The 25,333-nt window shown below is 65.0% G+C and carries 31 protein-coding genes; 30 read left to right on the forward strand and 1 reads right to left on the reverse strand.

The annotated features are described in order from the left end of the window. Nucleotides 1–84: 84 nt before the first annotated feature. The 17 genes from QYQ99_RS12585 to QYQ99_RS12665 are packed head-to-tail and all read left to right on the forward strand — an operon-like array spanning nucleotide 85 to nucleotide 13,473. On the forward strand, nucleotides 85–414 hold the full coding sequence (locus QYQ99_RS12585; RefSeq protein WP_302092932.1) for a flagellar hook-basal body complex protein FliE: 330 nt from the start codon (nucleotides 85–87) through the stop codon (nucleotides 412–414). A 15-nt stretch (nucleotides 415–429) separates the two neighbouring features. Then, nucleotides 430–2,118, forward strand: a complete 1,689-nt coding sequence (gene fliF, locus QYQ99_RS12590) for a flagellar basal-body MS-ring/collar protein FliF (RefSeq protein WP_302092933.1) — start codon at nucleotides 430–432, stop codon at nucleotides 2,116–2,118. After that, the gene (locus QYQ99_RS12595; protein ID WP_302092934.1) at nucleotides 2,096–3,154 is read left to right on the forward strand and encodes a FliG C-terminal domain-containing protein; all 1,059 of its coding nucleotides are present in this window, start codon (nucleotides 2,096–2,098) and stop codon (nucleotides 3,152–3,154) included. The genes fliF and QYQ99_RS12595 overlap by 23 nt, the downstream gene beginning before the upstream one ends. A gap of 2 nt (nucleotides 3,155–3,156) precedes the next feature. After that, a complete protein-coding gene (gene fliH / locus QYQ99_RS12600; protein WP_302092935.1) occupies nucleotides 3,157–3,852 on the forward strand; it encodes a flagellar assembly protein FliH in 696 nt (231 codons plus the stop codon). 8 nt (nucleotides 3,853–3,860) lie between these two features. After that, nucleotides 3,861–5,192 carry a FliI/YscN family ATPase gene (locus tag QYQ99_RS12605; protein WP_302093165.1) on the forward strand — a complete coding sequence of 444 codons (1,332 nt, stop codon included), beginning with the start codon at nucleotides 3,861–3,863 and terminating at the stop codon, nucleotides 5,190–5,192. Continuing rightward, nucleotides 5,189–5,641, forward strand: coding sequence for a flagellar FliJ family protein (locus QYQ99_RS12610; protein WP_302092936.1), 453 nt, complete (start codon nucleotides 5,189–5,191; stop codon nucleotides 5,639–5,641). Before QYQ99_RS12605 ends, QYQ99_RS12610 begins: the two co-directional genes overlap by 4 nt. 36 nt (nucleotides 5,642–5,677) lie before the next feature. After that, entirely contained in the window at nucleotides 5,678–7,051 is a 1,374-nt protein-coding gene (gene fliD, locus QYQ99_RS12615; RefSeq protein ID WP_302092937.1) for a flagellar filament capping protein FliD, read from the forward strand. 23 nt (nucleotides 7,052–7,074) lie between these two features. Next, nucleotides 7,075–7,473, forward strand: coding sequence for a flagellar export chaperone FliS (gene fliS / locus QYQ99_RS12620; RefSeq protein ID WP_302092938.1), 399 nt, complete (start codon nucleotides 7,075–7,077; stop codon nucleotides 7,471–7,473). Further along, nucleotides 7,460–7,765, forward strand: coding sequence for a hypothetical protein (locus tag QYQ99_RS12625; RefSeq protein WP_302092939.1), 306 nt, complete (start codon nucleotides 7,460–7,462; stop codon nucleotides 7,763–7,765). The genes fliS and QYQ99_RS12625 overlap by 14 nt, the downstream gene beginning before the upstream one ends. Beyond that, entirely contained in the window at nucleotides 7,762–8,775 is a 1,014-nt protein-coding gene (locus tag QYQ99_RS12630; RefSeq protein WP_302092940.1) for a flagellar hook-length control protein FliK, read from the forward strand. The genes QYQ99_RS12625 and QYQ99_RS12630 overlap by 4 nt, the downstream gene beginning before the upstream one ends. A 6-nt stretch (nucleotides 8,776–8,781) precedes the next feature. After that, nucleotides 8,782–9,243, forward strand: a complete 462-nt coding sequence (locus QYQ99_RS12635; protein ID WP_302092941.1) for a hypothetical protein — start codon at nucleotides 8,782–8,784, stop codon at nucleotides 9,241–9,243. A gap of 17 nt (nucleotides 9,244–9,260) precedes the next feature. After that, complete coding sequence (locus QYQ99_RS12640; RefSeq protein WP_302092942.1) at nucleotides 9,261–10,022, forward strand: FliA/WhiG family RNA polymerase sigma factor; 762 nt, start codon at nucleotides 9,261–9,263, stop codon at nucleotides 10,020–10,022. Nucleotides 10,023–10,054: 32 nt separating this feature from the next. After that, nucleotides 10,055–10,939 (forward strand): flagellar motor stator protein MotA, encoded by an 885-nt coding sequence (gene motA, locus QYQ99_RS12645; protein ID WP_003081778.1) that lies wholly within the window; start codon nucleotides 10,055–10,057, stop codon nucleotides 10,937–10,939. Further along, nucleotides 10,932–11,894 carry a flagellar motor protein MotB gene (locus QYQ99_RS12650; protein WP_302092943.1) on the forward strand — a complete coding sequence of 321 codons (963 nt, stop codon included), beginning with the start codon at nucleotides 10,932–10,934 and terminating at the stop codon, nucleotides 11,892–11,894. Before motA ends, QYQ99_RS12650 begins: the two co-directional genes overlap by 8 nt. Nucleotides 11,895–11,934: 40 nt before the next feature. Continuing rightward, nucleotides 11,935–12,225 carry a flagellar biosynthesis anti-sigma factor FlgM gene (gene flgM, locus QYQ99_RS12655; RefSeq protein WP_302092944.1) on the forward strand — a complete coding sequence of 97 codons (291 nt, stop codon included), beginning with the start codon at nucleotides 11,935–11,937 and terminating at the stop codon, nucleotides 12,223–12,225. Beyond that, entirely contained in the window at nucleotides 12,222–12,683 is a 462-nt protein-coding gene (gene flgN / locus QYQ99_RS12660) for a flagellar export chaperone FlgN (RefSeq protein WP_302092945.1), read from the forward strand. The genes flgM and flgN overlap by 4 nt, the downstream gene beginning before the upstream one ends. Continuing rightward, a complete protein-coding gene (locus QYQ99_RS12665; protein ID WP_302092946.1) occupies nucleotides 12,670–13,473 on the forward strand; it encodes a glucosaminidase domain-containing protein in 804 nt (267 codons plus the stop codon). The genes flgN and QYQ99_RS12665 overlap by 14 nt, the downstream gene beginning before the upstream one ends. Here the strand turns inward: QYQ99_RS12665 and flgA are convergent. Continuing rightward, nucleotides 13,451–14,224, reverse strand: a complete 774-nt coding sequence (flgA, locus tag QYQ99_RS12670) for a flagellar basal body P-ring formation chaperone FlgA (protein ID WP_302092947.1) — start codon at nucleotides 14,222–14,224, stop codon at nucleotides 13,451–13,453. The genes QYQ99_RS12665 and flgA overlap by 23 nt on opposite strands. 356 nt (nucleotides 14,225–14,580) lie before the next feature. Here flgA and flgB point away from each other — a divergent pair, with 356 nt between their 5' ends. Genes flgB through QYQ99_RS12735 form a run of 13 tightly spaced genes read left to right on the forward strand, consistent with a single transcriptional unit; the run spans nucleotide 14,581 to nucleotide 25,248 of the window. After that, on the forward strand, nucleotides 14,581–14,946 hold the full coding sequence (gene flgB / locus QYQ99_RS12675; protein WP_302092948.1) for a flagellar basal body rod protein FlgB: 366 nt from the start codon (nucleotides 14,581–14,583) through the stop codon (nucleotides 14,944–14,946). A 2-nt stretch (nucleotides 14,947–14,948) separates the two neighbouring features. After that, nucleotides 14,949–15,368, forward strand: coding sequence for a flagellar basal body rod protein FlgC (gene flgC, locus QYQ99_RS12680; RefSeq protein WP_003081762.1), 420 nt, complete (start codon nucleotides 14,949–14,951; stop codon nucleotides 15,366–15,368). Then, nucleotides 15,365–16,024, forward strand: a complete 660-nt coding sequence (locus QYQ99_RS12685; RefSeq protein WP_302092949.1) for a flagellar hook capping FlgD N-terminal domain-containing protein — start codon at nucleotides 15,365–15,367, stop codon at nucleotides 16,022–16,024. Before flgC ends, QYQ99_RS12685 begins: the two co-directional genes overlap by 4 nt. A gap of 42 nt (nucleotides 16,025–16,066) precedes the next feature. After that, complete coding sequence (locus QYQ99_RS12690; protein ID WP_302092950.1) at nucleotides 16,067–17,260, forward strand: flagellar hook protein FlgE; 1,194 nt, start codon at nucleotides 16,067–16,069, stop codon at nucleotides 17,258–17,260. Between the two features lie 13 nt (nucleotides 17,261–17,273). Continuing rightward, nucleotides 17,274–17,996, forward strand: coding sequence for a flagellar basal body rod protein FlgF (locus tag QYQ99_RS12695; protein WP_302092951.1), 723 nt, complete (start codon nucleotides 17,274–17,276; stop codon nucleotides 17,994–17,996). Between the two features lie 54 nt (nucleotides 17,997–18,050). Continuing rightward, on the forward strand, nucleotides 18,051–18,836 hold the full coding sequence (gene flgG, locus QYQ99_RS12700; RefSeq protein WP_302092952.1) for a flagellar basal-body rod protein FlgG: 786 nt from the start codon (nucleotides 18,051–18,053) through the stop codon (nucleotides 18,834–18,836). After that, nucleotides 18,833–19,504, forward strand: a complete 672-nt coding sequence (flgH, locus tag QYQ99_RS12705) for a flagellar basal body L-ring protein FlgH (protein WP_302092953.1) — start codon at nucleotides 18,833–18,835, stop codon at nucleotides 19,502–19,504. The genes flgG and flgH overlap by 4 nt, the downstream gene beginning before the upstream one ends. A 6-nt stretch (nucleotides 19,505–19,510) precedes the next feature. Continuing rightward, nucleotides 19,511–20,686 (forward strand): flagellar basal body P-ring protein FlgI, encoded by a 1,176-nt coding sequence (locus QYQ99_RS12710; protein ID WP_302092954.1) that lies wholly within the window; start codon nucleotides 19,511–19,513, stop codon nucleotides 20,684–20,686. Nucleotides 20,687–20,697: 11 nt separating this feature from the next. Continuing rightward, nucleotides 20,698–21,066, forward strand: a complete 369-nt coding sequence (locus tag QYQ99_RS12715; protein WP_302092955.1) for a hypothetical protein — start codon at nucleotides 20,698–20,700, stop codon at nucleotides 21,064–21,066. After that, the gene (flgK, locus tag QYQ99_RS12720) at nucleotides 21,063–22,448 is read left to right on the forward strand and encodes a flagellar hook-associated protein FlgK (protein WP_302092956.1); all 1,386 of its coding nucleotides are present in this window, start codon (nucleotides 21,063–21,065) and stop codon (nucleotides 22,446–22,448) included. Before QYQ99_RS12715 ends, flgK begins: the two co-directional genes overlap by 4 nt. A 40-nt stretch (nucleotides 22,449–22,488) precedes the next feature. Continuing rightward, nucleotides 22,489–23,403 carry a flagellar hook-associated protein 3 gene (locus QYQ99_RS12725; protein WP_302092957.1) on the forward strand — a complete coding sequence of 305 codons (915 nt, stop codon included), beginning with the start codon at nucleotides 22,489–22,491 and terminating at the stop codon, nucleotides 23,401–23,403. After that, a complete protein-coding gene (locus QYQ99_RS12730) occupies nucleotides 23,400–24,461 on the forward strand; it encodes a hypothetical protein (RefSeq protein ID WP_302092958.1) in 1,062 nt (353 codons plus the stop codon). Before QYQ99_RS12725 ends, QYQ99_RS12730 begins: the two co-directional genes overlap by 4 nt. Continuing rightward, nucleotides 24,448–25,248, forward strand: a complete 801-nt coding sequence (locus QYQ99_RS12735) for a PilZ domain-containing protein (protein ID WP_302092959.1) — start codon at nucleotides 24,448–24,450, stop codon at nucleotides 25,246–25,248. The genes QYQ99_RS12730 and QYQ99_RS12735 overlap by 14 nt, the downstream gene beginning before the upstream one ends. The last annotated feature ends 85 nt before the right edge of the window (nucleotides 25,249–25,333 follow it).

The raw sequence follows: 25,333 nt of genomic DNA on the forward strand, positions 1-25,333 counted from the left end.
TACTGTTCGTGCAACAACATCCCCCCGAAGGGCTGGCTCCAGTGGTAATCGCCGCGTCGGAGGAAATGGCTTGGGGAACGAACGATGAAGATCGAACCCTCCAGCCTTTTGATGCGCACCGCCGGTGCTTTTGCGGCCTTTGAGTCGCCACTTCCAAGCGCGATTGCGCCCGCTGCCGACAGCCCGGCCCCGGGGAGCGGATTTCTGCAGATGTTCGAGGGCGCGGTGCGCTCGGTGGACGCGCAAAACCAGGCTTCTTCGGAGCGGATGGCGGCCGTGGACGCGGGGCGCAGCGACGATTTGGTGGGGGCCATGCTGTCCAGTCAGGAGGCCAGCCTGTCGTTTTCCATGCTGATGCAAGTGCGCAACAAGGTCATGGGTGCGGTGGACGAAGTCGTCAAGCTGCAGGTGTAAGACAGGGAAACGTTCGTGCTGGATTCCATTAAAAACCGCTTCTCAGGTATGCCTGGTGCACAGCGGCTGCTCTCCTTTTCTTCACAGCCCGGCGCGCTGCGCATGGGCGTGCCCTTGGTGCTGGCTGCGGTCATCGCCACCGCGCTGGTGGTCATGCTGCTGTGGCAGGGCAGCAGCAATTACCGTCCTTTGTTCGGCGCCCGCGAGAATGTGCTGACCGCCGATGTGGTGGCGGCGCTGGAGGCGGAAGGCCTGAAATACCGTTTGCACCCGGAATCGGGCCAGGTGCTGGTGGCCGACAGCGATCTGGGTCGTGCCCGTATGCTGCTGGCCGCCAAGGGCGTGGCCGCCAAGCTGCCCGAGGGGCTGGAGCTGATGGATCGCAACGATCCTCTGGGCGTGAGCCAGTTCGTGCAGGACGTGCGTTTCCGCCGCGGCCTGGAAGGCGAGTTGGCACGCAGCATCGGCTCGCTGGATGCCGTGGCAGGCGCACGCGTGCATCTGTCGATTGCACGCTCCTCCTCATTCGTGGTGAATACCGGCGACAAAAGCTCGGCGTCGGTGGTGCTGCAGCTCAAGCCCGGGCAGCAGCTCAAGAACGAGCAGATCGCGGCCATCATCCATATGGTCTCCAGCAGCGTGGCCGGGCTCGACCCGCAGCGCGTGGCGCTGACCGATCAGGCGGGTAACTTCCTCTCGGCCCGCGTGGACCTGTCGGAGGGCTTTGATCCGCTGGCGCAGGACGGGCAGTCGGGCAAGATCAGTGCCGAGCTGCGCCAGAACGCCCAGGAGCTGCTCTCGGCCGCAGTGGGCGCTGGTCACTACCGCGTGACGGTCACGGCCGACCTGAGCCAGGACCGCACCGAGGAATCCTACGAGAAGTACAACGGTGATCCCCGGGTGCTCAATGAAGCGACCCGGGAGGAAAACGACCGCTCCGGTGGTGTTGCTTTGGGCGTGCCGGGCTCGCTGAGCAACCGCCCGGTCAATGTGCAGGCCGATGCGGGCAAGGAAGGCAAGGAAGGCAAGGAAGGCAAGGAAAGCAACAACAATTTCCGGGCGGCGGTCTCGCGCAACTATGCCTACGACCGCAGCGTGATACAGGTCAAGCGCGGCAAGGGCCGCATCAACAAGCTGCATGTGGCGGTGATGCTCGACGATGCCGTGGCTCCCAAGGAGGCCAAGGCATGGAGTGAAGCCGAGCTGGCACGGGTTGAAAAGCTGCTGCGCGTGGGCCTGGGGGTGGACGCCGGGCGCGGCGACCAGATCGCTGTCTCCAGCATGCCGTTCACGGCGCCCACGCCGCTGCCGGCCTGGTGGCAGGAGCCCGGCAACTGGTATGGCTGGGTGGTGACGGCCCTGTGGGCTGCGGGCGGTCTCGCACTGCTGGTGCTGCTGGCACGCCTGGTCAATGCCGTGCTGCGTGGCGCTGCCGCTACCAAGGTGCCGCAGGCGGGCGAGGCTGTCGCCTTGGCCGGTGCGGCGGCGGGCGGCGCCTCCTTGCTGCCGGCGCCGGAGCGTCAGCGTGCCGCCTCCGATATGTCCATGGTGTCGCTGCTGGAGAACGTGGATCTGCCACCCCAGGGTTCGGAAGTGGATGTGATGGTCGAGCATTTGCGCACCCTGGCGGCTAAAGAGCCGGAGCGGGTGGCGGAAGTGGTCAAACAATGGGTACAAAAACATGGCCAACCAGTTGGTGACTAGCGCCGAAGGCGCGGCAGGCGTGGCGTTGCTGGAGCAGCCGGCCCCGGAAAGTCTGGATCTGATCGAGCAGGCTGCCATCGTGCTGCTCAGCATGGGCGAGGAGCCTGCTGCCGGCGTGTTGCGTTGCCTGGAGCGCGAAGACCTGCTGGCCGTCACTCAGGTGATGTCCCGCCTCAGCGGTATTCGCGTGGATTCGGTGCGCCAGTCGCTGCAGCATTTCTTCGATGACTACCGCGAGCAAAGCGGTGTGCATGGTGCCTCGCGCAGCTTCTTGCAGCGCTCGTTGGCGCTGGCGCTGGGCGGCGACATCGCCGGCAGCGTGCTCGACAGCATTTACGGCGACGAGATCCGCCCCAAGATGGCGCGGCTGCAATGGGCGGCGCCGGCCTGGCTGGCCGAGCGGCTGGCCCAGGAGCACCCGCGCATGCAAGCGGTGTTTCTGGCCTTTTTGCCGCCCAAACTGGCCGGCGATGTGATCGAGCATCTGCCCGAGTCAGGCCGCGAGGCCCTGGTGCTCAACGTGGCCAAGCTCAAGGACGTGGATCGAGATCTGCTGGTGCAACTGGAAATGCTGACCGAGCAGTATCTGGCCGAGTTCGGCACGCAAAGCGTGTCCATGGAGGGTGTGAAGCAGGCGGCGGAAATTCTCAACCGCATTCCGGGCAACAAGCAGGAGTTGGTGGCGCGCCTGCGGGCCCGCGATCCTGAAATCGCCTCCGCGATCGAAACCGAGATGTATGACTTCTTCGTGCTCTCGACCCAGTCCGAGACCACGCTGACCCAGATCATCGAGGCCGTGCCGGCCGAGCTGTGGGCGCTGGCGCTCAAGGGCGCCGAGCCTGCGGTGCGCAAGGCCGTGCTGGGCGCCATGCCACGCCGCCAGGCGCAGAGCTTTGAAGACCAGATGCGCCGCAGCGGCCCCGTGCCTTTGAGTCGTGTGGAGCAGGCGCGGCGCGAGATCATGGATCTGGTCAAGGCCATGGTTGACGCGGGTGAGCTGGAGATTCAGTTGTTCGCCGAAGCGGTGGTGGAGTGAGCGTGCTTTACCGCCCCTATCATTTTCCGCCCTTGGACCTGGTGCAGGCCGACCGCGCACAGCAGGGTGCAGACGGCAGCGCCGCCGGCGATGCCGTGGGGCCGGAGGATGCCCGGGCCTTGGCTCAGGCCTATGAACAGGCGGTGCAGCGCGGCCACGCCCAGGGCTTTGCCCAGGGGCAGGCCGAGGGCGAGCGCGCCGGCTATGAGGCCGGGCTGCAAACCGGCGTTCAGGCAGGTCGCGCCGAGTCCCTGCAAGGCGCGCGCGACGAGCTGAAGAGCCTGGGCGCGCCAGTGACGGAGCTGAAGCAGCAGCTGCAGTTGCTGCATGCCGACTGGGAGGCCAGCCTGCGCAAGGATTTGATCGACCTGGTCGAGCGGGTGGCGCGCCAGGTGGTGCGCTGCGAGCTGACGCTGCAGCCGGCGCAGATTCTGGCGCTGGTCGAGGAAACCCTGCAGGGCATGCCCCAGCGCACGGGCGAGGTCCAGGTCTACCTGAACCCGGTCGATCTGCAGCGCATCCAGGAGCTGGACAGCACGCGCGTGCCCGACTGGAAGCTGCAGGCCGACAGCACTCTCGATGCCGGCGAATGCCGTTTGCGCGTGGGAGAGGCCGAGGTCGATGCCGGTTGCAAGCAGCGTCTGGGTGCCTGTATGGAACAGGTGCGTGAGCAGCTGCAGCCAGCGGAGGCCTTGTGACCACGGGCATGGCGGCAGGCAACAGCATCGGACTGGCGCAGTCGCTGCGCAGCGTTCAGCTCGACGATGTGCCGGTGGCGCAGCCGGCGGCACGCGTGCATGCGGCCACCGGATTGCTGCTGGAGTGCACGGGTGCGGCCCTGCCGCTGGCTGCCCGTTGCCAGATCGAATGGCAGGCTGGCGCCTGGTTGCCGGCCCAGGTCGTGGGCTTTCGCGGTGCCGTCTCCTATCTGATGCCGCTCAAGCCGGTCACCGGCCTGGCAACCGGGGCGCGCGTGACGCTGGATTCCGAACGCCAGCAGCCGGGCATCGGCATGGGTTGGTTGGGGCGGGTCATCAACGGCCTGGCAGAGCCGCTGGACGGGCTGGGGCGGTTGACTGGGGACGGTGTGCTGCCTGCGCAACCGCCCAGGGTCAATCCACTCAAAAAGCGCCCGATCGAGCAGGCGCTCGATGTGGGCGTGCGCTGTATCAACGGCCTGCTGACGCTGGGGCGTGGCCAGCGCGTTGGCCTGTTCGCCGGCAGCGGCGTGGGCAAGAGCGTGCTGCTGGGCATGATTACGCGCCACACCGAGGCCGATGTGATCGTGGTGGGCCTGATCGGTGAGCGGGGCCGCGAAGTGCGCGAGTTCATTGAGCATTCCCTGGGGCCGGAAGGCATGCGCCGCGCCATCGTGGTGGTGGCGCCGGCGGACGAGCCGGCGCTGATGCGCATGATGGCGGCCGAGCTGTGCCACACGATTGCCGCGCATTTCCGCGATCAAGGCCTGAATGTGCTGCTGCTGCTCGACTCCCTGACCCGTTATGCCATGGCGCGGCGCGAAATTGCGCTGGCCCTGGGCGAGCCTCCGGCCACGCGCGGTTATCCGCCGTCGGTGTTCAGCATGCTGCCGCAGCTGGTGGAGAGCGCCGGCAACGGCGAGCGCGGCGAGGGCAGCATGACGGCCATCTACACCGTGCTGGCCGAAGGAGATGACCAGCAGGACCCGATCGCCGATACGGCGCGGGCCATTCTGGATGGCCATATCGTGTTGCGGCGCGAGCTGGCAGAGCGCGGACATTACCCGGCCGTGGATGTGGGGGCCTCGATCAGCCGCTGCATGCCGCTGGTGGTTTCCGAAGCCCATTTGCAGGCTGCGCGCCAGGTCAAGGAGCTGCAGGCCCGTTATGCCCAGGTGCGCGAGCTGATCCCCATGGGGGCCTATGTGCCCGGCGCCGATGCGCGCACCGACCAGGCCGTGCAGCGCTGGCCACAGTTGGAGGCATTCTTGCGCCAGGGCACGGCAGAGGCTGCTCCTTTTGCCGCCTGTGTAGCCCAGCTGGGCGAGGTGCTGGCATGAGCTTGCCCGTGGTGGCCCTGGCGCAATATGTGGACGTCCTGGACCAGCGCGCCCAGCAGTCCATGGCCGAGGCCGCTCGGGCTCGGGCGCTGCTGGTCAAGACCCAATCCCAGCTGGAGCGCCTGCACAGCATGGCGCACAGCGCCGGGGTGAAGAAATTGCATGGGAATGTCGCCTTGTATGCGAATGCAGCAGGTTTCCGTTCGGGGTTGATGGACATGGCCGGGCAATGCAAGGACGCCTGTGGCGTTCAGCAGCTCGAATATGCCCAGGCCAGTGCGCACATGCAGGCCGCCTTGCGCCAGCACGACAGCATGCAGTCGGTGCTGGAGCGGGCGCGCGCCGACATGGCACAGCTGGCGCAGCGCAAGGCGCAGAACGCCATGGATGAACTGGCTGGTCAGGCCTGGCAGCGCCAGGCCCGTCAGCAGGTCGCCGGAAACCGCTAGCACTGTCCATTCGCGAACGCATACAAGGGAAACACAGTGGCTACCTACGATCCGGTTACAACCGCCAAGGCTTTGGCCGAAAGCTACGTCCACGCCCGCCAGGCGCAGGTGGATACCAACACCAAGAAGACGCAGAGCAAAACCACGGCGCTGACATCGCTGCAATCGGCGCTGTCGGGCTTCTCCACGGCGTTGAGCAGCCTGTCCGGCAAGGGCAGCGTGATCGCTCAGACGGCGGCGGTGTCGCGCAGCAGCGCCGCAGCGGCGACGGTGTCCAGTGCCGCTGCGCCAGGCAATTACACCTTTGGCGTGAGCAAGCTGGCCACGGCCCAGCAGACGCTCTACAGCATGCAGGATCTGGGCCTGGCCCCCGATACAGACTATCCCAAGGACGCGACCATGGTGGTGTCTGCCGTGGGCGGAGCAGGCTATGTTCAGGTGGACCTGGACAAGGCCGATGAAAACGGCGACGGCAAGCTGTCGGTGACCGAAATCGCCCGGGCCTTGAACCAGGCCAGCGCAGGCAAGATCACGGCGTCGATGGTGACGCAGGGCGGCGAGCAAAAGCTGATGCTGACCAGCACCGAGACCGGTGAAGCGAATGCTTTTGAGTTGAAGATGCAGAAGCAGGATGGCAGCGCAGTGGCTTTGGTCGCAGGCCAGAAGCTGTCCGAGGCCCAGGATGCCGTCTTTACATTGGGTGCTGGCACTGGAGTGGAAATCCGCCAAGCCTCCAATACCTACACCGGCATCGAAGGCCTGACGCTGGAATTCAAGGAAGTGACGACTTCGCCCTTCACCGTCACCGTCGCCAAGGACGAGGCCGCGACCAAGGCCAATATGCAGGGCTTTATCGACGCCTACAACGGCCTCGTCAAGGCCATCGACAAGCTGACGGCGGCGGGCTCCGCAGAAGGCGGTGTGGCGGCTGCTGCACTTAATGGGGACTCCGGCGTGCGCGGTCTGCGCAACCAGCTCAACAGCCTGCTGCGCAGCACCGTGAACGGTGTCAGTCTGACCGACTTCGGCATCTCCGCGCAGCGCGACGGAACGATCGCGCTGGACGCTGGCCGGTTCGCCAAAAAAGTGGCGTCCAACCCCGATGCGCTGACCAGCCTGTTGGGCAAGACCGACACTCTGGAATACAAGCGCACCGGCGTGCTGGGCAGCCTGCAGACCTATGTGGGCAGCTGGACCAACAGCTCCACCGGTTATCTGAAAACTCGTCAGGACGGCTTGCAAAAGCAGTTGACGCAGTACACCAAAGACCAGTCGACCATCGAGCGGCTGTATGCACAGGCATATCAGCGCTATCTGACGCAATTTACGACCCTGGCGAATTTGGAAGCCACGATGAGCAACACCTCGAACTATCTGAGCTCGATGTTCGCGCCGTCGTCCAAGAGCTAGCCGGGGCGCAGGACCCATAACCCATGAACGACAACCTTTGGAACGACGGATACGGCGACTATCGCGCCGCCAATACGGTGGCGCAGACCGCCCAGGCATCTCCGGTGGAGCTGGTGCTGATGCTGGTGGACGGCCTGCTCGAAGAGATGGCGCGCCTGCGCATGCATATCGCCCAGAAGCGCTTTGAGGAAAAGGCGCGCTCTATTGCCAAGTGCGCCGACATCCTGACCGGGCTGGGCAGCGCGCTGGAGGCTGACGCCGGCAATGAAGTCGTGGAGAACCTCTCGCGTCTGTACGACTTCTGCGCCCAGCGCCTGAATCAGGCGGGTTTCGACATGGATGTCGCCAAGGTGGATGAGGTCCATGGCATCTTGCAGACGCTGCGCTCCGGCTGGCAAGGGATGGCGGATGCCCGTCTCTGATCGAGAGCGTTTGCTGGCGCTGGCCCGGCAGCTGCAGGTGGTGAGTGCGGCCCAGGACTGGGGGCGCTTGGCGCAACTGGACCGCTTGGTGGCCGACTGGGCGACCCGGTCGCCGGCCCTGTTGCCCGCGGATGAGGACATGCGTGTGGCTTGGCAGGAGCTTGCCGCTGCTCACGCTGCCGCCCATGCGGCCTGCCAGCAGGCATTGCACGAAGCCGGGGTGCGCCTGCGCGATTTACAGCATCGCAACGAAGCCCATAAAGCCTATGCCTGGCAGGAGCAATTTTCATGAACGCCATGCCGACGACCTCCGTGCCTGCATCCTCTGCGGCCCTTGCCGCCGCAGGCGGTGTGACTGGCACACCCGCCATCGCCGGCAATGGGCTGGAGCAGTCCAGTGCATTGCCAGCCGTACCGCCGCCCGTCATGTTCGCTGAGCTGGCTGGTTTTTGGGGTGCGGCCGCGCTGTCGGCTCAGATCAGCGCCCTGCCGGAGGCCGCCGATGGCGAGCAGACGGATCCCTCCGCCCAGGAGTCGACAGATCTTGCAGCGGCAGATGCTCTGCCTCTGCTGGCTAGCTTTGCGCCGACCTGGCAGCCCGAGGTTCAGGCCCAGCTCGGCTCGGTGTCTATTGAGCCCAGCGCAGCGCAGAAGCCATCCTCCAGCGTGGCTGTCGCCGCGCTCAATCCGGCAGCGGTGCAGGCACAACGTGATGGCAAAGAGTCCGTGGTGGCCAAGCTCGCCGAGCAGGCTCCGACGCATGCAGCCACTGCGCCCCAAGGTGCAGCGGTAGTGGTGCTGCAGTCGCCTGCGTTGTCAGCGACAGAGCCTGTGGCTTCGGTGCACTCTGCTGCACGCGCGGCAGCGGCAGCCACGCCCAGTGCTACGCGGGCCGCGCAGCCGCTGATGCAGGCCTTGTCGCAGCGCATTCAGCTGCAACAGGCTCAAGGTGTGGATGTGGCCACGGTGCGACTGGATCCGCCGCAATGGGGCAGCGTGGAGCTGCGCATCCAGCACGACGCAGGTGGGGTGCAGGTGTTCATTCAGGCGTCGCACGCCGAGGTGGGCCGTCAGCTGGCAGGTCTGGCCGAAGGCTTGCGCCAGGAGCTGCAGGCGCGCAGCAGCGGCGAAGCCAGCGTGGTCGTGGCCCAGGGGCGGCACAGCGGCGGTGCCGCAGGCCAGGGCGGAGGCGCCCGTGACGAGGCTCTGCCCTGGACTCTGGCCGCAGAAGACGATGTGATTGGCCAGGCCCTGCAGGTCTGGCAGCAACAGGCAGAAGGCCTGGGGGCAGATAAAGGCTGAAGGACTATGAAAAAAGTAGTGATAGGAGTCGTGGTTGCGGTTTTGCTGTGCCTGGGCGCGGCAGGCGGTGTCTGGTGGTGGGGGCAGAAGCAGGCGGCGGCGGTTGCGGAGCCGGCAGAGGTCAGCGGCCCGAGTCTGGACCCGCGCCATGCCAGCTATGTGTCCTTGGACAAGATCGTGGTCATGCTCAAGACCGACCTGGGCGAGCGCATGGGCAACAGCTATATGTCCCTGGACCTGGTGCTGCGCACCGACAAACCGCACGAAAAAGCCCTGAAGGCGGAGTTGCCCATGCTCAAGGGGGTTGCCGTGCGCACGCTGTCCCAGGTGGGGCTGACGCAGGCCAGGGGCATGAGCATTGATCAGTGGACCGAGCTGCTGAGTGCCGATCTGGTGGCCGCCTATGCCAGTCATCCCGACTTGCGCTTGTTCGACAAGGTCATGGTCTCGCGCCTGATCATCGAGTAGGTCGGGGCACCCATCCTATGCTGCAGCACGAATGCGCAAGCTATGGCGATGCCTCCGCTTTGGCGGGGTATGCGTGGACGCAGGCCGGCGCTGCCTATGGAGCGGTCCAGGTGACGCCGCAGCAGGAGCAGGATGTGCTGCAGGCCTATTTGCCCATGGTCAAGCGCGTGGTTCGCCAGCTGGCCTCCCAGGCCATGGATGTCATGGACCAGAGCGACATGACTCAGGTGGGGCTGATGGGGCTGCTCGAAGCCCTGCGTCGCTACGGTCCGGTGGACGAGGCGTTTGCCGGCTATGCCCGCCAGCGCGTGCGCGGCTCCATTCTCGATGAACTGCGTCGCCAGGACTGGCGCCCGCGTACCGTGCGTCAGAGCGCGCACAAGGCGCGCGATGCCGTGCGGGCGTTGCGTCGCCAGCTCGGCGCAGAACCTACGCCGCTGCAGATTCAGCAGGCTCTGGGCATGGATGACGAGGCCTATCTGGCCTATGAGCAGGCGGAATCGGCCGAAGCCATGGCCAGCCTGGACGAGCTGGTGGGCCAGGGCATGGATATGGCCAGCTCGGCTGCCGATCCGCAGCACGCCGTGCTGCAGCGCCACCTGCTGGAGCAGGTGCTGGCGCAGCTGAACGAGCGAGAGCAGCGCGTCATTCAGCTCTACTACGAATACGACCTCAATCTCAAGGAAATTGCAGCAGTGCTGGAGTTGTCCGAGGCCCGGGTCTGTCAGATCAACAAGGAAGCGCTGCGCAAGATGCGCGCCGCGCTTGAGGTGGCCTGAGCCACCTGCCGCTACCAAGGGAAATACAGAGCATGTTGCAACTACTGGGCATCTTCATTGTGCTGGCCACCATCTTTGGCGGATTCCTGCTCAGCGGCGGCAAGCTGGCAGTGATCTGGGAGCCTATGGAGCTGATGATCATTGCCGGCGCCGGCCTCGGAGCCCTGGTGCTGGGCAACCCCAAACACATTCTGGCCGAGCTTTGGCTGCAGCTGCGCCAGGTGCTGTCGCGCACCAAGCAGACCGTGGAGTTCCAGCGCCAGTTGCTGCTGTTGATGTATGAGCTGCTGCTCACGGCGGCCAATGGCCTCAAGGCCCTCGACGCCCATGTGGAAAAGCCGGCCGAAAGTACCCTCTTTCAGCGCTATCCGCTGGTGCTGGAAGACACCAAACTGCTGCATTTCATCGTGGACAACTTCCGTCTGATGGCCATGGGCAAGATCAGCAGCCATGAGCTCGAAGGCGTGCTGGACCAGGAGCTGGAGGCCATTCACGAAGAGCTGCTGCAACCGGCCAAGTCGCTGGGCAAGATCGCCGAAGCCATGCCTGGCTTCGGCATTCTGGCGGCGGTGCTGGGCATTGTGATGGCCATGAGCTATGTGGCCGACGGCGCCACGGCCGGTGAGATCGCCGTCAAGGTGGGCGCGGCCATGGTTGGCACCTTTATCGGCATTTTTCTCTGCTATGGCGTGCTGGACCCGCTGTGCAACTTCATGAAGCAGCGCGTGATGGAACATCTGTCGGCCATGGAGTGCGTCAAGGTGGTGCTGGTCGCCCACGTGGCGGGAAAGCCGCCTCTGCTGGCCATCGACGCGGGCCGCCGCCTGGTGCCCTTGAATAGCAAGCCCGGCTTTGCGCTGCTGGAGACCTGGATCAACGACATGAACAGTCGCGACAGCGGAGCGGCTCGTGGCTAAGCGGCCCGGCCAGGAGCATGGCGAGGTCGTCGTCAAGAAAGGCGGCGGCAAACACCAGCACGACGAACATGGCGGTGCCTGGAAAGTCGCGTTCGCAGATTTCTGTCTGGCGCTGATGTGCCTGTTTCTGGTGATGTGGGTGCTTGCGGCACGCGACAAGGAAGAGCTGCAGATGGCCATGGCCGGTGGTGGCGCACAGAAGATGAGCTACGAGGGGCAGGGCGAACGCATGATCGGCGAGTACCAGCCAGGCGAGCTGATCCCGCGCCAGCCCGTGACCGAAAGAGTTCAGGAGCGCTCGGGCGGTCAGCTGGAGGCGAAGCTGCTGCTGGAGTCGCCCGAAGAACTTGCTGCGCTTTCGAAGCGTGTACGCGAAGTGGGCTCGCTGGTGGGACTGGGCGAGAACCTGACCATGCTGGTCACCGCCGAAGGCCTGCGCATCATGGTGCACGACACTGAAAAATCCGGCATGTTCAAGCTTGGCAGTGCCGAGCCCACGCCGCAATTCATCAGCCTGCTGCGCCGCATCGGCCCCATGTTCCGCGAGATCGACAACCAGCTGGTGATCGCCGGGCACACCGATGCCCTGCAGTTCAGCAGCCACAACGCGTTTGCGGCCTCCAATTGGACGCTGTCCATGCAGCGTGCCCTGGCCGCGCGCGCCCATATGCTGATGGGCGGGATGCCCGAGCGCAGCGTGCTGCAAGTCATAGGGATGGCCGAAGTGGCGCCGCTGGACGCGGAGCATCCCCAGGCTCCTGTGAACCGCCGCGTGGAGCTGCTCGTCACCACCCGGGCCCATGCTCGCAGCATCTATCAGACCTTTGGCAAGCTGCCGGCAAGCGAGCCGCTGACGCGCGAGCTCGAGAGCACACCGGCAGATACCCCCATGCTGGAGACACTGCGCAACCTGCTGCTGAAGCCCGTGAAGGCTAACGCGCAGAGCGCGCCATAAAACTGTCATCATGCAAAGCAGCAAACTCAGAGGCTCGAGGATGAAACTCTCCCCCATGACACCGGCGGCCGGTGCAACGACCGTGCAGGGCGATACGGTGCAGGGCGCTGCTGCCCCTTTGCCCTCGGCGGCTGCCGTGGCTGCTCCCGACGTGCAACTGGGCGGCCAGGCCGCGCGCATGCAGCGCGCACAGGCCGCACTGGCCGCCATGCCCGAGCTGGATTCAGCCAGAGTGGCTGAAATCAAGGATGCCCTGGCACGCGGCGACATCAGCTTCAATCCCCGAAAGCTGGCACAGCTGATTGCGCGTCACCACGGAGGCCAGGCATGAGCATGCAGCCCGAAGCGGGCTTCGGTTTGACGGAGCGCCAGCGCTGGGCCGACATCGCCCGGGGCATGCAGCAGGACCTGGCCGCCTATGCCGGACTGTCCGGCCTGCTGCAGGCCCAGTTCCACTCAGCGTTGCGGCATGACGCGGCGGCCATGGAAGAAGTGGCACGGCAGATTGCGGCCCAGGTGCAGCAGCTGGACGGCACGCGCCAGCAGCGCAGCTTGCATGCCCGGGCGCTGTTGCCGGCCGGCGCGGCGCTGTCGATGACGGCGCTGTTTTCCCTGCTGCAACCGCCTTTGCAGCAGCAACTGCAGGCGCTATGGGCGCAGTTGCAGGCGCGGGTGCAGGAGTGCAAGGCCTGCAATCTGCGCAATTGCCAACTCATCATGGAGCAGGCCGAGGTGATGCGCAGCGTGATTGCGGGCAGCAGCCAGCCGGATATCTATGTTCCATTCTGAGCGCATGACGCAGCCGGGTCTGCCGGCACTGCCCGCCTTCCCGCAGTCGCCAGCCGTGGCTGCTGCGTCCATGGGCGGCGTGCCGGGAATGCCCCAGGCTCCGGACGCTGCGGCTTACACCCCGCTGGGTCAGGATGTGCTGCGTGAGGTGCAGCAGTTCATCAACCAGGGCGGTGGTGCTGCCAGTGCCCTGGCCTCTCCCCAGGCCAGCTGGCTGGCGCTGCAGGCCGCGCGCCAGGCTGCGCGCAAGGAGGGTCCCGAGCGCACGAGCGCCGTCGGTGGCACGCAGCCCGGTGCCGAGACGCAGGACGCGCAGCCCGGCCCGCCTCTGCGCGCGGAGCAGTTGGCATTTCTGGAGCGCATTGGCCCCTGGGCCCGCCAGGCTGCGCAGCGCCTGGGCGTGTCGCCGCGTTCGGTGATGGCGCATGCCGCGCTGGAGAGTGGCTGGGGCCAGCGCCCGGTGCGCGATGCACAGGGGCGGGACAGCCTGAACCTGTTCGGCATCAAGGCCCTGAGCGGCTGGCAGGGCGAGCGCGTTCAGGCGCAGACCACCGAATACGAAAACGGCCAGGTCGTGCCGCAGTCTCAGCCGTTTCGGCAGTACGCCGATCTCGACGCCACCTTTGCCGACTATGTGCGCCTGCTGGCCCACAGCCCGCGCTATGAGGCGGCGCTGCGCTCGGGTGACGATGTGCAGGCCTTTGCCGGTGCGCTGGCCCAGGGCGGTTACGCCACCGACCCGCAGTACGCGCAAAAGCTGGTGCGCATCAGTCGTCAGATTCCGCAGTAACCTGAACCAGAACGCCGTCTTTGGGTGCCTGGCTGCCCGCCAGCAGCACCCCGGGGGCAATCAGCGTACCTTTGACAGGGCGGCCGCTGCGGGCGTTGCGCACCACCGCCGTCTCGCCGAGCTTGCCGCTGCCGGTGGCAATGCCGGCCACGCTGACCTGCACGCCATCGTCCTGGGCGCGAATTTCCACTTTGTCGCCTCTGCGCACCACCACCGGTCGCGCTATGTCGCGCGGCTCAAGCATCTGGCCGCTGCGGCCGTCGGCGCGCAGTTGCATGCCCAGCAGGGCGGACTCGGGCAGCAGCGCCTCCAGCTGGGTCAGCTCGCGTAGCTGCAGCTGCAAATCCTCGGCACGCAGGGCCCGTCCGGCGGGCACATCGGCGCGCAGCGTCCATACCGGTGCGCGGGCCTGTACCTGGGCCACCACGCTGCCGCGCTGGCTTTCGCAGCGCAGCGGCACGGTCACCCGGGCCAGATGCCGGAAGTTGAGTGGGCCCATTTCCCAGCCGCCGGGGCAGGGCTGGTGTGCCGCGCCGCGTGCTGCACCGAACCCTATCTGCACCTGGGCGCCCTCGCGCTGTGCTGCGGGCAGGGCCTGCAGCAAGGCCGCGTGCACCTGTCGATAGACCGCGCCACGCACGGCCTCGGGCAGCTCGGGCGGTGGTGTGGCGGGTGCCGCAGCCAGGGCCGGGGTGCCCGCCAGCAGAAAGGCGGCGCAGGCCGTGACTATGGTTTTTTCAATTGCAAACAAGATATGTAATTTGCTATTTTCGTAAAAGTTGCAAACCGAATTGCTAAAAGTATGTGAGCGCAAACATTTTAATTGTTTGTGCTGAAAACCATACGATTGGCGAATATTTCAATAAAACAATAGCTTCTAACATACGTAAATCAATACTTTCAAAGGACTTTTACATGGAAATCCTTGTGTGGAAGGCGATAAATGCTATGAAAAAACATCAAATTCGACAGTTGTGTATCAGATTGCATTGAAAAGTAGCACTCTGAAACATTCGCATAGTATGATTTAAAGAGCGCAAGAAATATCTCTTGCGCAAATATCGTAACCACTGGGTCGCGTCGCCTGCAGGGGCGCGACTTCGCGAAATGGCACTGAATTTCGACTCCGCGCTTTCCGTGCATGCGCAGGCGCTGCGCGTGCGCTCGGAGCGCACGCAATGGCTGGCCTCCAACCTGGCCAATGCCAGCACGCCGGGCTACCAGGCCCGTGACATTGACTTTGCGGCCACCATGGCCCGCACCGCCGACGCGGCTGGCCAAGCCGGGCTGGGTCGGGGTGGCGACGGGGATGCGCTCTTTCGCGTACCCAACCATCCCGCGCAGGACGGCAACACCGTGGAAGTGGGCGTGGAGCAGGCGCTGTTCTCGCAGAACACCTCCGACTTTCAGACCAGCCTGACGTTCTTGAACATGAAGCTGCGCGGGCTGCATTCCGCCATCAAAGGGGAATAGGCATGGGATTTCGTGAAATTGCGCAGATCGCAGGCTCGGCCATGACGGCCCAGAGCACGCGCCTGAACACCGTGGCCAGCAATCTGGCCAATGCCGGGGCGGCGGCCTCCTCGGACACCGAGGCCTACAAGGCACGCAAGCCGGTGTTCGCCGCCGTGATGGGCCAGAGCACGCTGGACAGCTACGCCGCGCGCGTCCAGGTGCTCGATGTGCTGGAGAGCACCGAGCCCGTGCGCAAAGTGCACGAGCCCGAGAACCCGGTGGCCGATGAAGCGGGCTTTGTCTACTACTCGAACGTGAACACGGTGGCCGAGATGACGGACATGATGTCCGCGTCGCGCGCTTTTGAAAGCAATGTGGAAGTGCTGGGCCGTGTGCGCTCCATGCAGGAGTCCTTGTTGCGCCTGGGAGAGCAAGCATGAGTCTGATCAACGCAACCACCGACACTGGCACCAAGGCCGGCAATGCGCCGGATGCCATCACCCAGGCCCTGGGCGGCACGGAACTTGGCCAGATGTTCACCAAGCTGCTGGTGGCGCAGGTGAAATACCAGAACCCGCTGGAGCCCACGGATTCGAGCACCTTCATCACCCAGCTCACGCAGCTGAGCCAGACCGAATCGCTGCAGTCGCTGCAGTCGCAGCTGAGCATGCAGTCCTCAATTCTGGGCAGCCTGCAGACCTTGCAGCTGGGCAGCCAGGTGGGCTCCACCGTGATGGTCTCAGCCAAGAGCCTGCAGTTGGGCGAGGCTCCCGTGAAGGCCGCGGTGAACCTGCCGGCCACGGCCGATTTGACGCTGGAGTTGACCGGCGCCGACGGCAAGGTGACCAGGGTGAGCCTCGGCTCGCGCGCCGTGGGCGATGCCGATTTTTCCATCGACCCCGCCGCACTGGGCCTGGCGTCCGGGCGCTATGACATCGCCGTCAAGGATGCAGGCGGCACCAGCTACCCCGTGGAGGTGGCCGGCACCCTGCAGGCCGTGCGCCTGACAGCGGCCGGCGCCGTGGCCTTGCAGGTCGAGGGACTGGGCGATGTCTCGCCAGCCAGCATCACGCGTTTTGTGGGTCAGCAGGCCTGAGTGCCCTGACGTTCTCTTTCTTCATTCTCCAGGCCTGAACTCATGAGCTACCAGATTGCCCTGTCGGCGCTGCAAGCGATCAACTCCCAGCTCGACACGATTTCCCAGAACATTGCCAACACCGGCACCACGGGCTACAAGTCGAGTCGCACCAACTTCTCGGCCATGTACTCGAGCTCGGCGCCCAACGGCGTGCGCGCATCGTCCACGACCCAGACCCTGGACATGTCCGGCGGCCTGCTGAGCACAGGCCGGAATCTGGACGTGGCCATTGCCGGCAAGGGCTACTTCATGGTCAAGGACAGCACCGGCGTGATGAACTACACCCGCGTGGGCGTGTTCGATGTGGACAAGCAAGGCTATGTGGTGGATCACATGGGCCGCCAGGTGCAGGGCTATGCCCAGCAGCCCGGCAGCACCACGCTGGGCGCTTTGGGTGAGCTCAAGGTGCCTACGGGCCAGATTCCGGCCAAGGCCAGCAGCTCGGTGGACTTTGTCGGCAATCTGTCGGCGGACTGGGTCGCCCCCGCCGTGGCGTTTGATCCCAAGAACTCGACCAGCTACAACAGCTCCACCGTCTCGGTGGTCTATGACTCGCTGGGTAGCCAGCACACGATCACCCAGTATTTCGTCAAGACGGCGAGCAACGAGGTGACGGTGCATTACCAGAATGAAAACAATGCCGTGGGGACCAGCACGCTACGCTTCACCAGCGCAGGCCAACTGGATATGACGGCTGCGCCAGCGGGGTCGGTAATCAACCCCGTGGCTCTGGCGCCGACCGGTGCCAACCCCCTGTCGGTGGCCTTCAACTACGCCGGAACCACCCAGTTTGCCGGCGATACCGCCACCACCACCAATGCCTCGGACGGTTACGCCTCGGGCTCCATGGTGAATGCGCTGGTCGCGGCCGACGGTTCGGTCAACGCGCAGTACAGCAACGGCATGCTGCAAAGCGTGGGCAAGATCGCGCTGGCCACGTTTGCCAGCGAAAGCGGTCTGAGCAATGTAGATGGCACCAGCTGGCAGGCCACGGTCAAATCCGGCACGGCCTTGATCGGTACGCCGGGTACGGGCCAGTTGGGCGGGCTGGTCAGCCAGCAACTGGAGCAGTCGAATGTGGAGGTGGCCAACGAGCTGGTGGGCCTGATGGGCGCCCAGCGCAACTACCAGGCCAACACCAAGGTGATCAGCACGCAGAACGAAATCATGCAGTCGCTGATGCAGGTGCTGTAAGGCGGGTGCGGTCATGGACAAGCTGATCTTTACCGTCATGACGGGCGCGGAGCGGGCGTTTCACGCCCAGCAGGTGCACTCCAACAATCTGGCCAATGCCGATACCGCGGGTTTTCGCGCCGACTACGAGGTCGCGGGCAGCCAGGTCGTGCCCGGCTATGGCTTTGACAGCCGCCACCAGAGCAAGGCTGCCACCGATGTGGTGGCGCGGCGCGAGGGCACGGTGCGTGAGACAGGGCGTGATCTGGACATCGCCGTGCTGGGCCAGGGTCTGATTGCCGTGGCCGACGGAGAGGGCGAGGCCTACACCCGCGCCGGTGCCATGCTGGTGGATTCCGAAGGCAACCTCTCCATCAACGGCCGCGCAGTGCTGGGTGACGGCGGCCCGGTGGTGCTGCCGCCGTTTCGTGCGGTGTCGGTGACGGCCGACGGCACGCTGTCGGTGCTGCCGGAAAACGGCACCGAGATGCAGGACGTCGACCGCCTGAAGCTGGTGGATGGCAGCCAGCCCATGATCAAGAACACCTCGGGCCTGCTGGTGGCGCGCGACGGCCAGGCCTTGCCGGCCAGCGAGACCGTGCGCGTGCGCGGCGGAGCGCTCGAATCGTCGAACGTGCGGGCGGTGGAGGAAATGGTGGCCGTGATGGACATCAGCCGCCAGTTCGAAATCCAGATGAAGCTCTACCAGGCCGCCGACGGCATGGCCGAGGCCGGCAACCGCCTGCTGCGCGGTTAAGACAATGCACGCCACCCCGGCGGGTGGCACCGAACTCCAGGAAAAGACCAAAACATGAATCCCGCTTTGCTCGTCAGCAAGACCGGCCTGCAGGCCCAGGAAGCCAAGCTGCAGGTGATCGCGCACAACCTGGCCAACGTGAATACCGTGGGCTTCAAGCGCAACAGTGCTGCTTTTGAGGATCAGTTCTACGAAGTCGCGCGCCGCCCCGGCAGCAACAGCCAGGGCGACAACCGCGTGCCTGCCGGCGTGCAGCTGGGTACGGGCGTACGCCTGGTGTCCACTCACAAGCAGTTCACCGACGGCAGCATGCAAAACACCAGCCAGCAGCTGGATGTGGCCATCGTGGGCAACGGATTTTTGCAGGTGCTGTTGTCGAATGGCGAAACCGCCTACACCCGCGCCGGTCAGCTGCAGGTGGACAACGAAGGCCGCCTCGTCAATGCCAACGGCCTGGTGGTGCAGCCGGAGATCACCTTCCCGGCAGAGACCAAATCCGTGAGCATCAGCGCCACGGGCCGGGTTTCTGCCACGGTCGGTACCGAATCTACGCCTCAGGAGCTGGGCGCGCTGCAGTTGGCGTCGTTCGTGAATCCGGCCGGTCTGGTGGCCCAGGGCGAGAACCTGTATCTGGTCTCGCAGGCCAGCGGTGATGCCGTGCTGGGCGAACCCGGTGAAGCCGGCTTTGGCACGCTGCGCCAGTTCGCCCTGGAGAGCTCCAATGTTCAGGCCGTGGAGGAAATGGTGGACATGATCTCGGCCCAGCGCAGCTATGAGATGAACACCAAGGTGCTGTCCGCAGCCGACGACATGATGCGCAATCTGGCCCAGGCCTCATGAGGGCCCTGGCTGCATGGCGCGCCGCCGCTGCGCTGCTGGCTGGCCTGGTGCTGGCCGGCTGCGCAACGCGTCCGCCCGAGGTTTCGCAGTTGCCCGAGCCTGCGCCCGATTTTTTGTCCGTCCCCCAGGCCAGGCCCCAGGGAGGCGGCTTGTTCGTGCCCCATGCATCCACGGGTCTGTTGGCCGATCAGCGTGCCCACCGTGCCGGTGATGTGCTGACCGTGATGCTCGAAGAAGTGACGCAGGCCAGCAAAAAAGCCGACACCCAGACCAACAAGGGCAGCAGTGCCAGCATCGCGCCGCCCGTCATTGCAGGCAAGAGCATCAAGGCCGATATCGGGCTGGATGGCAGCAGCAAGTTCAAAGGTGGTGGCAGCAGCACGCAGCAAAACGCGTTGACCGGCTCCATGACCGTGATCGTGCAGCAAGTCATGCCCAACGGCCTGCTCTACATCAAGGGTGACCGGGCGCTGTCGCTGAACCAGGGCGATGAGGTGCTGCGCCTGAGCGGCTATGTGCGCGCTACCGATGTCGACCTCTACAACCGCGTGTCTTCTCTGCGGGTGGCCAATGCGCGCATCAGCTATTCGGGCCACGGCGCCCTGTCCGATGCCAGCCAGGCCGGCTGGCTCACCCGTGTTTTCCAAAGCCCGCTTTTTCCTTTCTGATTCACGATGTTGTCTGCCTTCCTGATTCGCGGCCCTGGCCGCAGCGCGCTGGCCTTGCTGCTGGCCGTCACGGCCTTGCACGCTGCGGCGCAGCCCGCCCCCCGTCTCGCGCGGGCCGGGGTGGACAGCTCTGCCAAAGTCAGCATGCGCGCGTTGCGCCATCTTGTGCATGTCGAGGGCGTGCGCGAGAACCAGTTGATCGGCTACGGCCTGGTGGTGGGCCTGAATGGTTCTGGGGACAGCACCCAGGTGAAGTTTGCCGGGCAGTCGGTGAACAATATGCTCACGCAGTTTGGCGTCAAGCTGCCCGAAAAAAGCAGTACCAAGCTCAAGAACGTGGCCACGGTGATGGTCAGTGCGGTATTTCCACCCGGCTACCGCAAAGGCCAGACCATCGACGTTACCGTGTCCTCGCTGGGCGACGCCAAGAACCTGCGTGGTGGCATGTTGCTGATGGCTCCGCTGCGCGGTGTGGACAACGAGGTCTATGCCATCGCTCAGGGCCAGCTGGTCGTGGGCGGCCTGAGTGCCGCTGGCGCCAGCGGCTCCAGCGTGACGGTGAACACCCCGACCTCGGGACGCATTCCCAACGGCGCCACGGTGGAGCGCGAGATCCCCACGGATTTTGAAAACGGCGACACCGTGCTGCTGTCGCTGCGCCACCCCAGCTTTCGCACGGCGCGCAACATCGTGCAGACCATCAATGCGCGCTACGGCGACATCGCCAGCACGCGCGACGGCACCAGCATCGAGGTGCGTGCGCCGAGCGTGCCCACCCAGCGCGTGGGCTTTGTCGCCGACCTGCAGGACCTGCAGGTGGCCATGGGCCAGGAGCTGCCGCGCGTGGTCTTCAACTCGCGCACCGGCACGGTGGTGATTGCCGAGGGCGTGACGGTCAAGGCCGCTGCGGTATCGCATGGTGCGCTGCGCGTGGTGATTCGCGAGCAGTCCAATGTCAGCCAGCCCGCGCCATTCAGCCAGGGCCGCACGGCGGTGACGCCCGAATCCGATGTACTGGTCAAGGAAGGCAACGGCCAGATGTTTGAATGGCCGGCCGGTGCCAAGTTGCAGACCATCATCGACACTATCAACCGCACCGGAGCCTCGCCGGACGACATCATGTCCATCTTGCAGGCTCTGGACCAGGCCGGTGCCCTGCAGGGTGAGCTGATCGTAATTTGAGGCCTCACCACATGGATATCGCACGCACTTTGGTTCAGAAAGCCACGGCAAGCAAGCAAGCCCCAGAAGCCGTCGCGCCTGCCGCCACGGCCCCGGACGCTGACACGGTGCAGCGCCTGACGGCGGCAGCAGTGAAGTTTGAGAGCTTTTTTGTCGCCCAGATGATGAAGCAGATGCGCCAGGCCACGGCGGCTCTTGCCGATCCCGGCAGCGCCATCAACCAGCGCGTCAACGACAGCACGCTGGCGCTGGCCGAACAGGCCGTCGCCGACGGGCTGGCCCGACAGCGGGCGTTTGGCATTGCCGATGTGCTGGTGCGCCAGATGCTGCCCGCTGCACCGGCATCGACCGGCTCTGCCGCAATCAGGAAACTTTCATGAGCATGCTTTTCAACGGTCTCACGGGTGTGCAGGCCTCTCAGGTCGCCCTCAACACCGTCAGCCAGAATCTGGCCAATGCCTTGACGCCTAATTACACCCGCCAGGGCGTGATGTTGACGGCCAAGGCCGCGGCCAACAGCGCGCTGGCCGCGGGTGACGGCGTGGCCGTGACCTCGCTGATCCGCTATGCCGACACCTACAAAACCCAGCAGATGTGGCGCGCGGCCAGCACCCAGGGCCAGTACGAGGCGGCACAGACCTATTTGCTGCAGCTCGAGCAGGTGATGGGCGATGCCGATGGCGGCATCAATATGGCGCTGGACGGATTTTTCAGTGCCCTGAGCGCCGCCAGCGTGGAGCCCACATCCACTCCGTTGCGCCAGCAGATCATCGAATCGGCCAAGGCTCTGGGGCAGACCGTCAACAACATCAGCCAGATCGTGGCCAATCAGGCGCTGGCCGTCCGCCAGCAGCGCAGCGTGGCCGTGGACCAGGTCAACTCGTATATCAACGAGATCGCCGCGCTCAACGACAAGATTGCACAAAGCTCGGGGGCGGGCCTGAATACCTCGTCCCTGCAGGATCAGCGTGATGCCAAGATCGACCAGCTGTCCAAGCTGGTGGGCGTGCAGAGCACGCTGCAGCCCGATGGCTCGGTCAACCTTTCGCTCAAGGGCGGCCAGCCGCTGGTGGTGGGCAATCGCGCAGCCACAGTGCAGTTGGACCCTGGCTCGCAGTCGCTGAGCGTGGTTTTCGGCACCGAGACCTTCCAGCTGGGCGCCGACAACTGGGGTGGCACCCTGGGCGGTCTGGCGGCGCTGGAGCGCGATGTGCTCGCACCCATGGATGCCTCGGTGCGCGGCCTGGCCGGGGTCATTGCTCAGGAAGTCAATCAGGTGCTACAGGCCGGATACGGTCTTGACGGTCAGGCCGGTGCCCCGCTGTTTGTGTTTGATGCCACCTCCAGCTCGGCCCTGCTGACGGTAGGCGGCAGTCTGACGCCGGAACGTCTGGGTCTGTCGGGTGATCCTGCCAAGGTGGGCGACAGCGCCCAGCTGCAGGCGCTGATCGCCCTGCAAAGCAAGGCCGTGAACATTTATGGCGCGGGCAACACCGGCATGGTGGGCTCTTCGGTGCTGCTCGGTGACGTCTACACCCAGCTGGTGGGCAAGCTGGGCATGTACAGCCAGCAAAACAACGCCTCCTACGAGACGGCCCAGACCGTGCGCAACCAGTCTGAGGCCAACTGGCGCTCCACCAGCGCGGTCAACACGGACGAAGAAGCCGTCAATCTGATGCAGTACCAGCAGATGTACCAGGCCAATATGAAGGTCATCACCGTGGCCAACGAGCTGTTCGACAGCCTGCTGCAGATGCGCTGAGGCGCGTTGCGTTCACATTCACGAATCGGGAAATCACGCCATGCGCGTCTCCAGCAACCAGTACCACATCACCGTCAACGCCTCGTTGCAGAACTCCAATGCCCAGTTGGAAAAGCTCATGGGGCAGATGGCCTCGGGCAACCGCCTGACCCGTCCCAGCGACGACCCCATCGCCCATGTGCGCATTGCGCGCCTGCAGCGCGAGGAAGCCAGCATTGCGCAGTACAAGGACAATATTGGTGCCTTGTCCGGCCGCATGACGCAAAGCGAGACCGTGCTCGGCAGCATCAACAGCGATCTGCTTGCAGGGCGCGACCTGCTGGTCTGGGCGCTGGATGGCGGCAACACTGCAGAAGACCTGAGCGCCATGGCCACAAGCCTGGAAGCCCTGCGTGACGGGTTGTATGCGAGTACCCTGACCAAGGATCAGGAAGGCACCTACCTGTTTTCCGGCACGCTGAGCAAGACGCCGACGCTGGGCCTGGACCGGACCGCTGCCGTCGGCAGCCGCTACAGCGCCGACGGCAATGCCGAGCAGCAGATGGTGGTGGTCGGGAACGGCATCACCCAGCCCGCCAACGTGACCCTGGGTGGTGAAATGGCCAGTGTGCTCAATGCGCTGGATGCCGCCATCGGTGTCATCCGCGGTGGCAACACCACGGCCAATGATCCGGCGACGCGAGCCACGCTGCAGGCTGCCCTCGAAGGCGTGGACCAATCCATGGACCAGGTCTCCACCAAGATTTCCAAGCTCGGTGGCGCCCAGAACATCATTGCGACGCTCAACACCAATTGGAGCAATCTCAGCACGGCCAACCAGACCTCGGTGCTCGAGTATTCGCAACTCAATTACTCGACTGCGGCGGTGCAGCTCAAAAGCCTGATTTCAGCCGTGCAGGCCACCCAGGCCGCCTATGGCAAGGTCAGCCAACTGAGCCTGTTTGACGCCCTGTGAGCAGCACGCGGATTGCCGGCGGTGCGCCGGGGCGTGCGGGCAGCGTGGGCGGGTCGCAGCCTGGTATAGCCACGGCGCCGGTTGCTGCCGTTGCGGCGCAGCTGCTGCCCCAGGTTCGTTACCAGAGCACCTGGCCCAAGGGCTGGATGGCTGCGGCGGTTGCGCAGCATGTGCGCGAGTTTCAGGTGCAGGTCAGCAAGGCGCAGATGACGCAGGATTTCCTGATCGCGCTGGGGCGGGCGCTGGGTCTGCTGGGACAGGCCGCTCGTCACCAGCGCAAACTGCCCTCGGAAGCCGCTCTGGCACGCATGCGTATTGCGCTGCAGCAGGTGCAGGAGCTATGGGCGCAGCGCCCCGCGCGCACGCTGGACAGTCTGGATGAATGTCTGCAGTGGTCGCCGGAGCGCGTCGCGCGCAAGCCATTCCTGCTGGCAGGCTGGAGCTGGGAGACTCTGCAGGCCCTGAGCGCTCAGGACAAGGAGCTGGTGAGCTTTTGCCTGCTGGGGCAGGATGGTGCCCATGGCACCTGGCAGGCCAGCCAGACGCGCTCGGCCGGTGCCAGCCGCCATGCGCTCGCCGCAGCCCTGGCACCGCTGGGCATGCAACTTGGCCCCCTGGAGCAGCCGCTGCAGCTTTCGGTCGATGAGCGCTGCTGGCCCCAGGTGCAGCAGCGCTTCATGGTCAAGGGCAATGGTCAGCGTTTTCCTGCGGGCCAATGGGTGGCGCCCAGGCTTCAGACGGTGGCCGAGGCTCTGCCAGTCGCAGGCTGGAGTGTGGCGGACACTGAGCGTGCCCAAGAGCTGCAGCTCACACTGCCGGTGGTGCGCGAGAGAGTGAGTCAGGCGCTGGCTGCCGTGCAGGCCTTTCAGACCGGCGCGGGCCTCAGCCTGCAAGACCAGGCCGCACAGACTGCGGCCATGCAGAAATTTGCCATCGCGTTCACCAGTGCTGCTCAGGTGCCTGCCTATGATTGGGTGCTGGCCGTGGTGCCTGCGGTGCGGGCCATCTCCCGTCGGCGCGTGGCGCGTTTGCTGCAAAGCCGTGGTGTGCTGGGATAAAGACCGCTACTGGTCTTTGTCCATCGACAATATGGTGTTCACCAAGCTGCCTCAAGCTAATGCCGTACCTGCCATGATTGATTCGTCGTACTCCCGCCTGGACAGCCCGGGTGCTCTGTTGCAGGTGTTCGAGACCTTGCAGCGCCAGCAAAGCGTGATGACCTTGCGGGCTGAGGCGCACGATGCCTCCTGCCTGGACGATACCGGCGGCCGTCCCTGCGGCATGGGGCTGTTGAGCCGTATCGATGCGGACCAGCAGCAGCTGGCACTCGATGTCTCCGGCGCGCTGCAACCCCTGCCGACGCAGGTGCTGGCCGTGGCGCATTTGCCGGGGGGGCTGCTTACCCAATGGGTGATGCAGGCGCAGTGGACGCAACAGGCAGGTGGGGGCTGGCTGCTGGAGGCACCCTGGCCGGCACAGGTGCTGCAGCACCAGCGCCGGCGCTATCCGCGTGTGCCGCTGCCGCTGGGGCAGTACGGTGAAGCCCGCTTTATGTTCGGTCAGCGCCCTTGCGTACTGCATGTGGAAGATCTAAGCGCTGGGGGGGTGGCCTTGCGCGGCTCGCGCAGCGAAACCGCCATGCTGTTCATGGGCCGAAAAATTCCCATGGTGGTGCTCAATCTCGGCGATGGTGTGCAGATCCAGGTGGACCTTGCGGTGCGCTCGCGCCGCAGCTACCGCTCGTTTCTGCTTGGCGAGCTGGTCGTTGTGGGCTGCAGCCTGGAAGGCCTGACTCAGGAGCAGCAGGCCACGCTGGAACGCATCATGGCCGAGCGCCTGAACTAGCCGCGACAGCCTTGGGAAAAGGCAGATGCAGAAGCAAAAAAAGCCAACCGAGAGGTTGGCGTTTTTTATTGGGCAAAGAGGCCTG

This window comes from Comamonas testosteroni (genome assembly GCF_030505195.1).
GTDB classification, from domain to species: Bacteria; Pseudomonadota; Gammaproteobacteria; order Burkholderiales; family Burkholderiaceae_C; genus Comamonas; species Comamonas testosteroni_G.

What these genes read in the sequence shown, in the direction of transcription:
- QYQ99_RS12585 (WP_302092932.1), top strand. Translation starts at nt 85, where the DNA reads ATGAAGATCGAACCCTCCAGCCTTTTGATGCGCACCGCCGGTGCTTTT.
- QYQ99_RS12595 (WP_302092934.1), top strand. Translation starts at nt 2,096, where the DNA reads ATGGCCAACCAGTTGGTGACTAGCGCCGAAGGCGCGGCAGGCGTGGCG.
- QYQ99_RS12605 (WP_302093165.1), top strand. Translation starts at nt 3,861, where the DNA reads ATGGCGGCAGGCAACAGCATCGGACTGGCGCAGTCGCTGCGCAGCGTT.
- QYQ99_RS12610 (WP_302092936.1), top strand. Translation starts at nt 5,189, where the DNA reads ATGAGCTTGCCCGTGGTGGCCCTGGCGCAATATGTGGACGTCCTGGAC.
- fliS (WP_302092938.1), top strand. Translation starts at nt 7,075, where the DNA reads ATGAACGACAACCTTTGGAACGACGGATACGGCGACTATCGCGCCGCC.
- QYQ99_RS12625 (WP_302092939.1), top strand. Translation starts at nt 7,460, where the DNA reads ATGCCCGTCTCTGATCGAGAGCGTTTGCTGGCGCTGGCCCGGCAGCTG.
- QYQ99_RS12630 (WP_302092940.1), top strand. Translation starts at nt 7,762, where the DNA reads ATGAACGCCATGCCGACGACCTCCGTGCCTGCATCCTCTGCGGCCCTT.
- QYQ99_RS12635 (WP_302092941.1), top strand. Translation starts at nt 8,782, where the DNA reads ATGAAAAAAGTAGTGATAGGAGTCGTGGTTGCGGTTTTGCTGTGCCTG.
- QYQ99_RS12640 (WP_302092942.1), top strand. Translation starts at nt 9,261, where the DNA reads ATGCTGCAGCACGAATGCGCAAGCTATGGCGATGCCTCCGCTTTGGCG.
- motA (WP_003081778.1), top strand. Translation starts at nt 10,055, where the DNA reads ATGTTGCAACTACTGGGCATCTTCATTGTGCTGGCCACCATCTTTGGC.
- flgM (WP_302092944.1), top strand. Translation starts at nt 11,935, where the DNA reads ATGAAACTCTCCCCCATGACACCGGCGGCCGGTGCAACGACCGTGCAG.
- flgN (WP_302092945.1), top strand. Translation starts at nt 12,222, where the DNA reads ATGAGCATGCAGCCCGAAGCGGGCTTCGGTTTGACGGAGCGCCAGCGC.
- QYQ99_RS12665 (WP_302092946.1), top strand. Translation starts at nt 12,670, where the DNA reads ATGTTCCATTCTGAGCGCATGACGCAGCCGGGTCTGCCGGCACTGCCC.
- flgB (WP_302092948.1), top strand. Translation starts at nt 14,581, where the DNA reads ATGGCACTGAATTTCGACTCCGCGCTTTCCGTGCATGCGCAGGCGCTG.
- flgC (WP_003081762.1), top strand. Translation starts at nt 14,949, where the DNA reads ATGGGATTTCGTGAAATTGCGCAGATCGCAGGCTCGGCCATGACGGCC.
- QYQ99_RS12685 (WP_302092949.1), top strand. Translation starts at nt 15,365, where the DNA reads ATGAGTCTGATCAACGCAACCACCGACACTGGCACCAAGGCCGGCAAT.
- QYQ99_RS12690 (WP_302092950.1), top strand. Translation starts at nt 16,067, where the DNA reads ATGAGCTACCAGATTGCCCTGTCGGCGCTGCAAGCGATCAACTCCCAG.
- QYQ99_RS12695 (WP_302092951.1), top strand. Translation starts at nt 17,274, where the DNA reads ATGGACAAGCTGATCTTTACCGTCATGACGGGCGCGGAGCGGGCGTTT.
- flgG (WP_302092952.1), top strand. Translation starts at nt 18,051, where the DNA reads ATGAATCCCGCTTTGCTCGTCAGCAAGACCGGCCTGCAGGCCCAGGAA.
- flgH (WP_302092953.1), top strand. Translation starts at nt 18,833, where the DNA reads ATGAGGGCCCTGGCTGCATGGCGCGCCGCCGCTGCGCTGCTGGCTGGC.
- QYQ99_RS12710 (WP_302092954.1), top strand. Translation starts at nt 19,511, where the DNA reads ATGTTGTCTGCCTTCCTGATTCGCGGCCCTGGCCGCAGCGCGCTGGCC.
- QYQ99_RS12715 (WP_302092955.1), top strand. Translation starts at nt 20,698, where the DNA reads ATGGATATCGCACGCACTTTGGTTCAGAAAGCCACGGCAAGCAAGCAA.
- flgK (WP_302092956.1), top strand. Translation starts at nt 21,063, where the DNA reads ATGAGCATGCTTTTCAACGGTCTCACGGGTGTGCAGGCCTCTCAGGTC.
- QYQ99_RS12725 (WP_302092957.1), top strand. Translation starts at nt 22,489, where the DNA reads ATGCGCGTCTCCAGCAACCAGTACCACATCACCGTCAACGCCTCGTTG.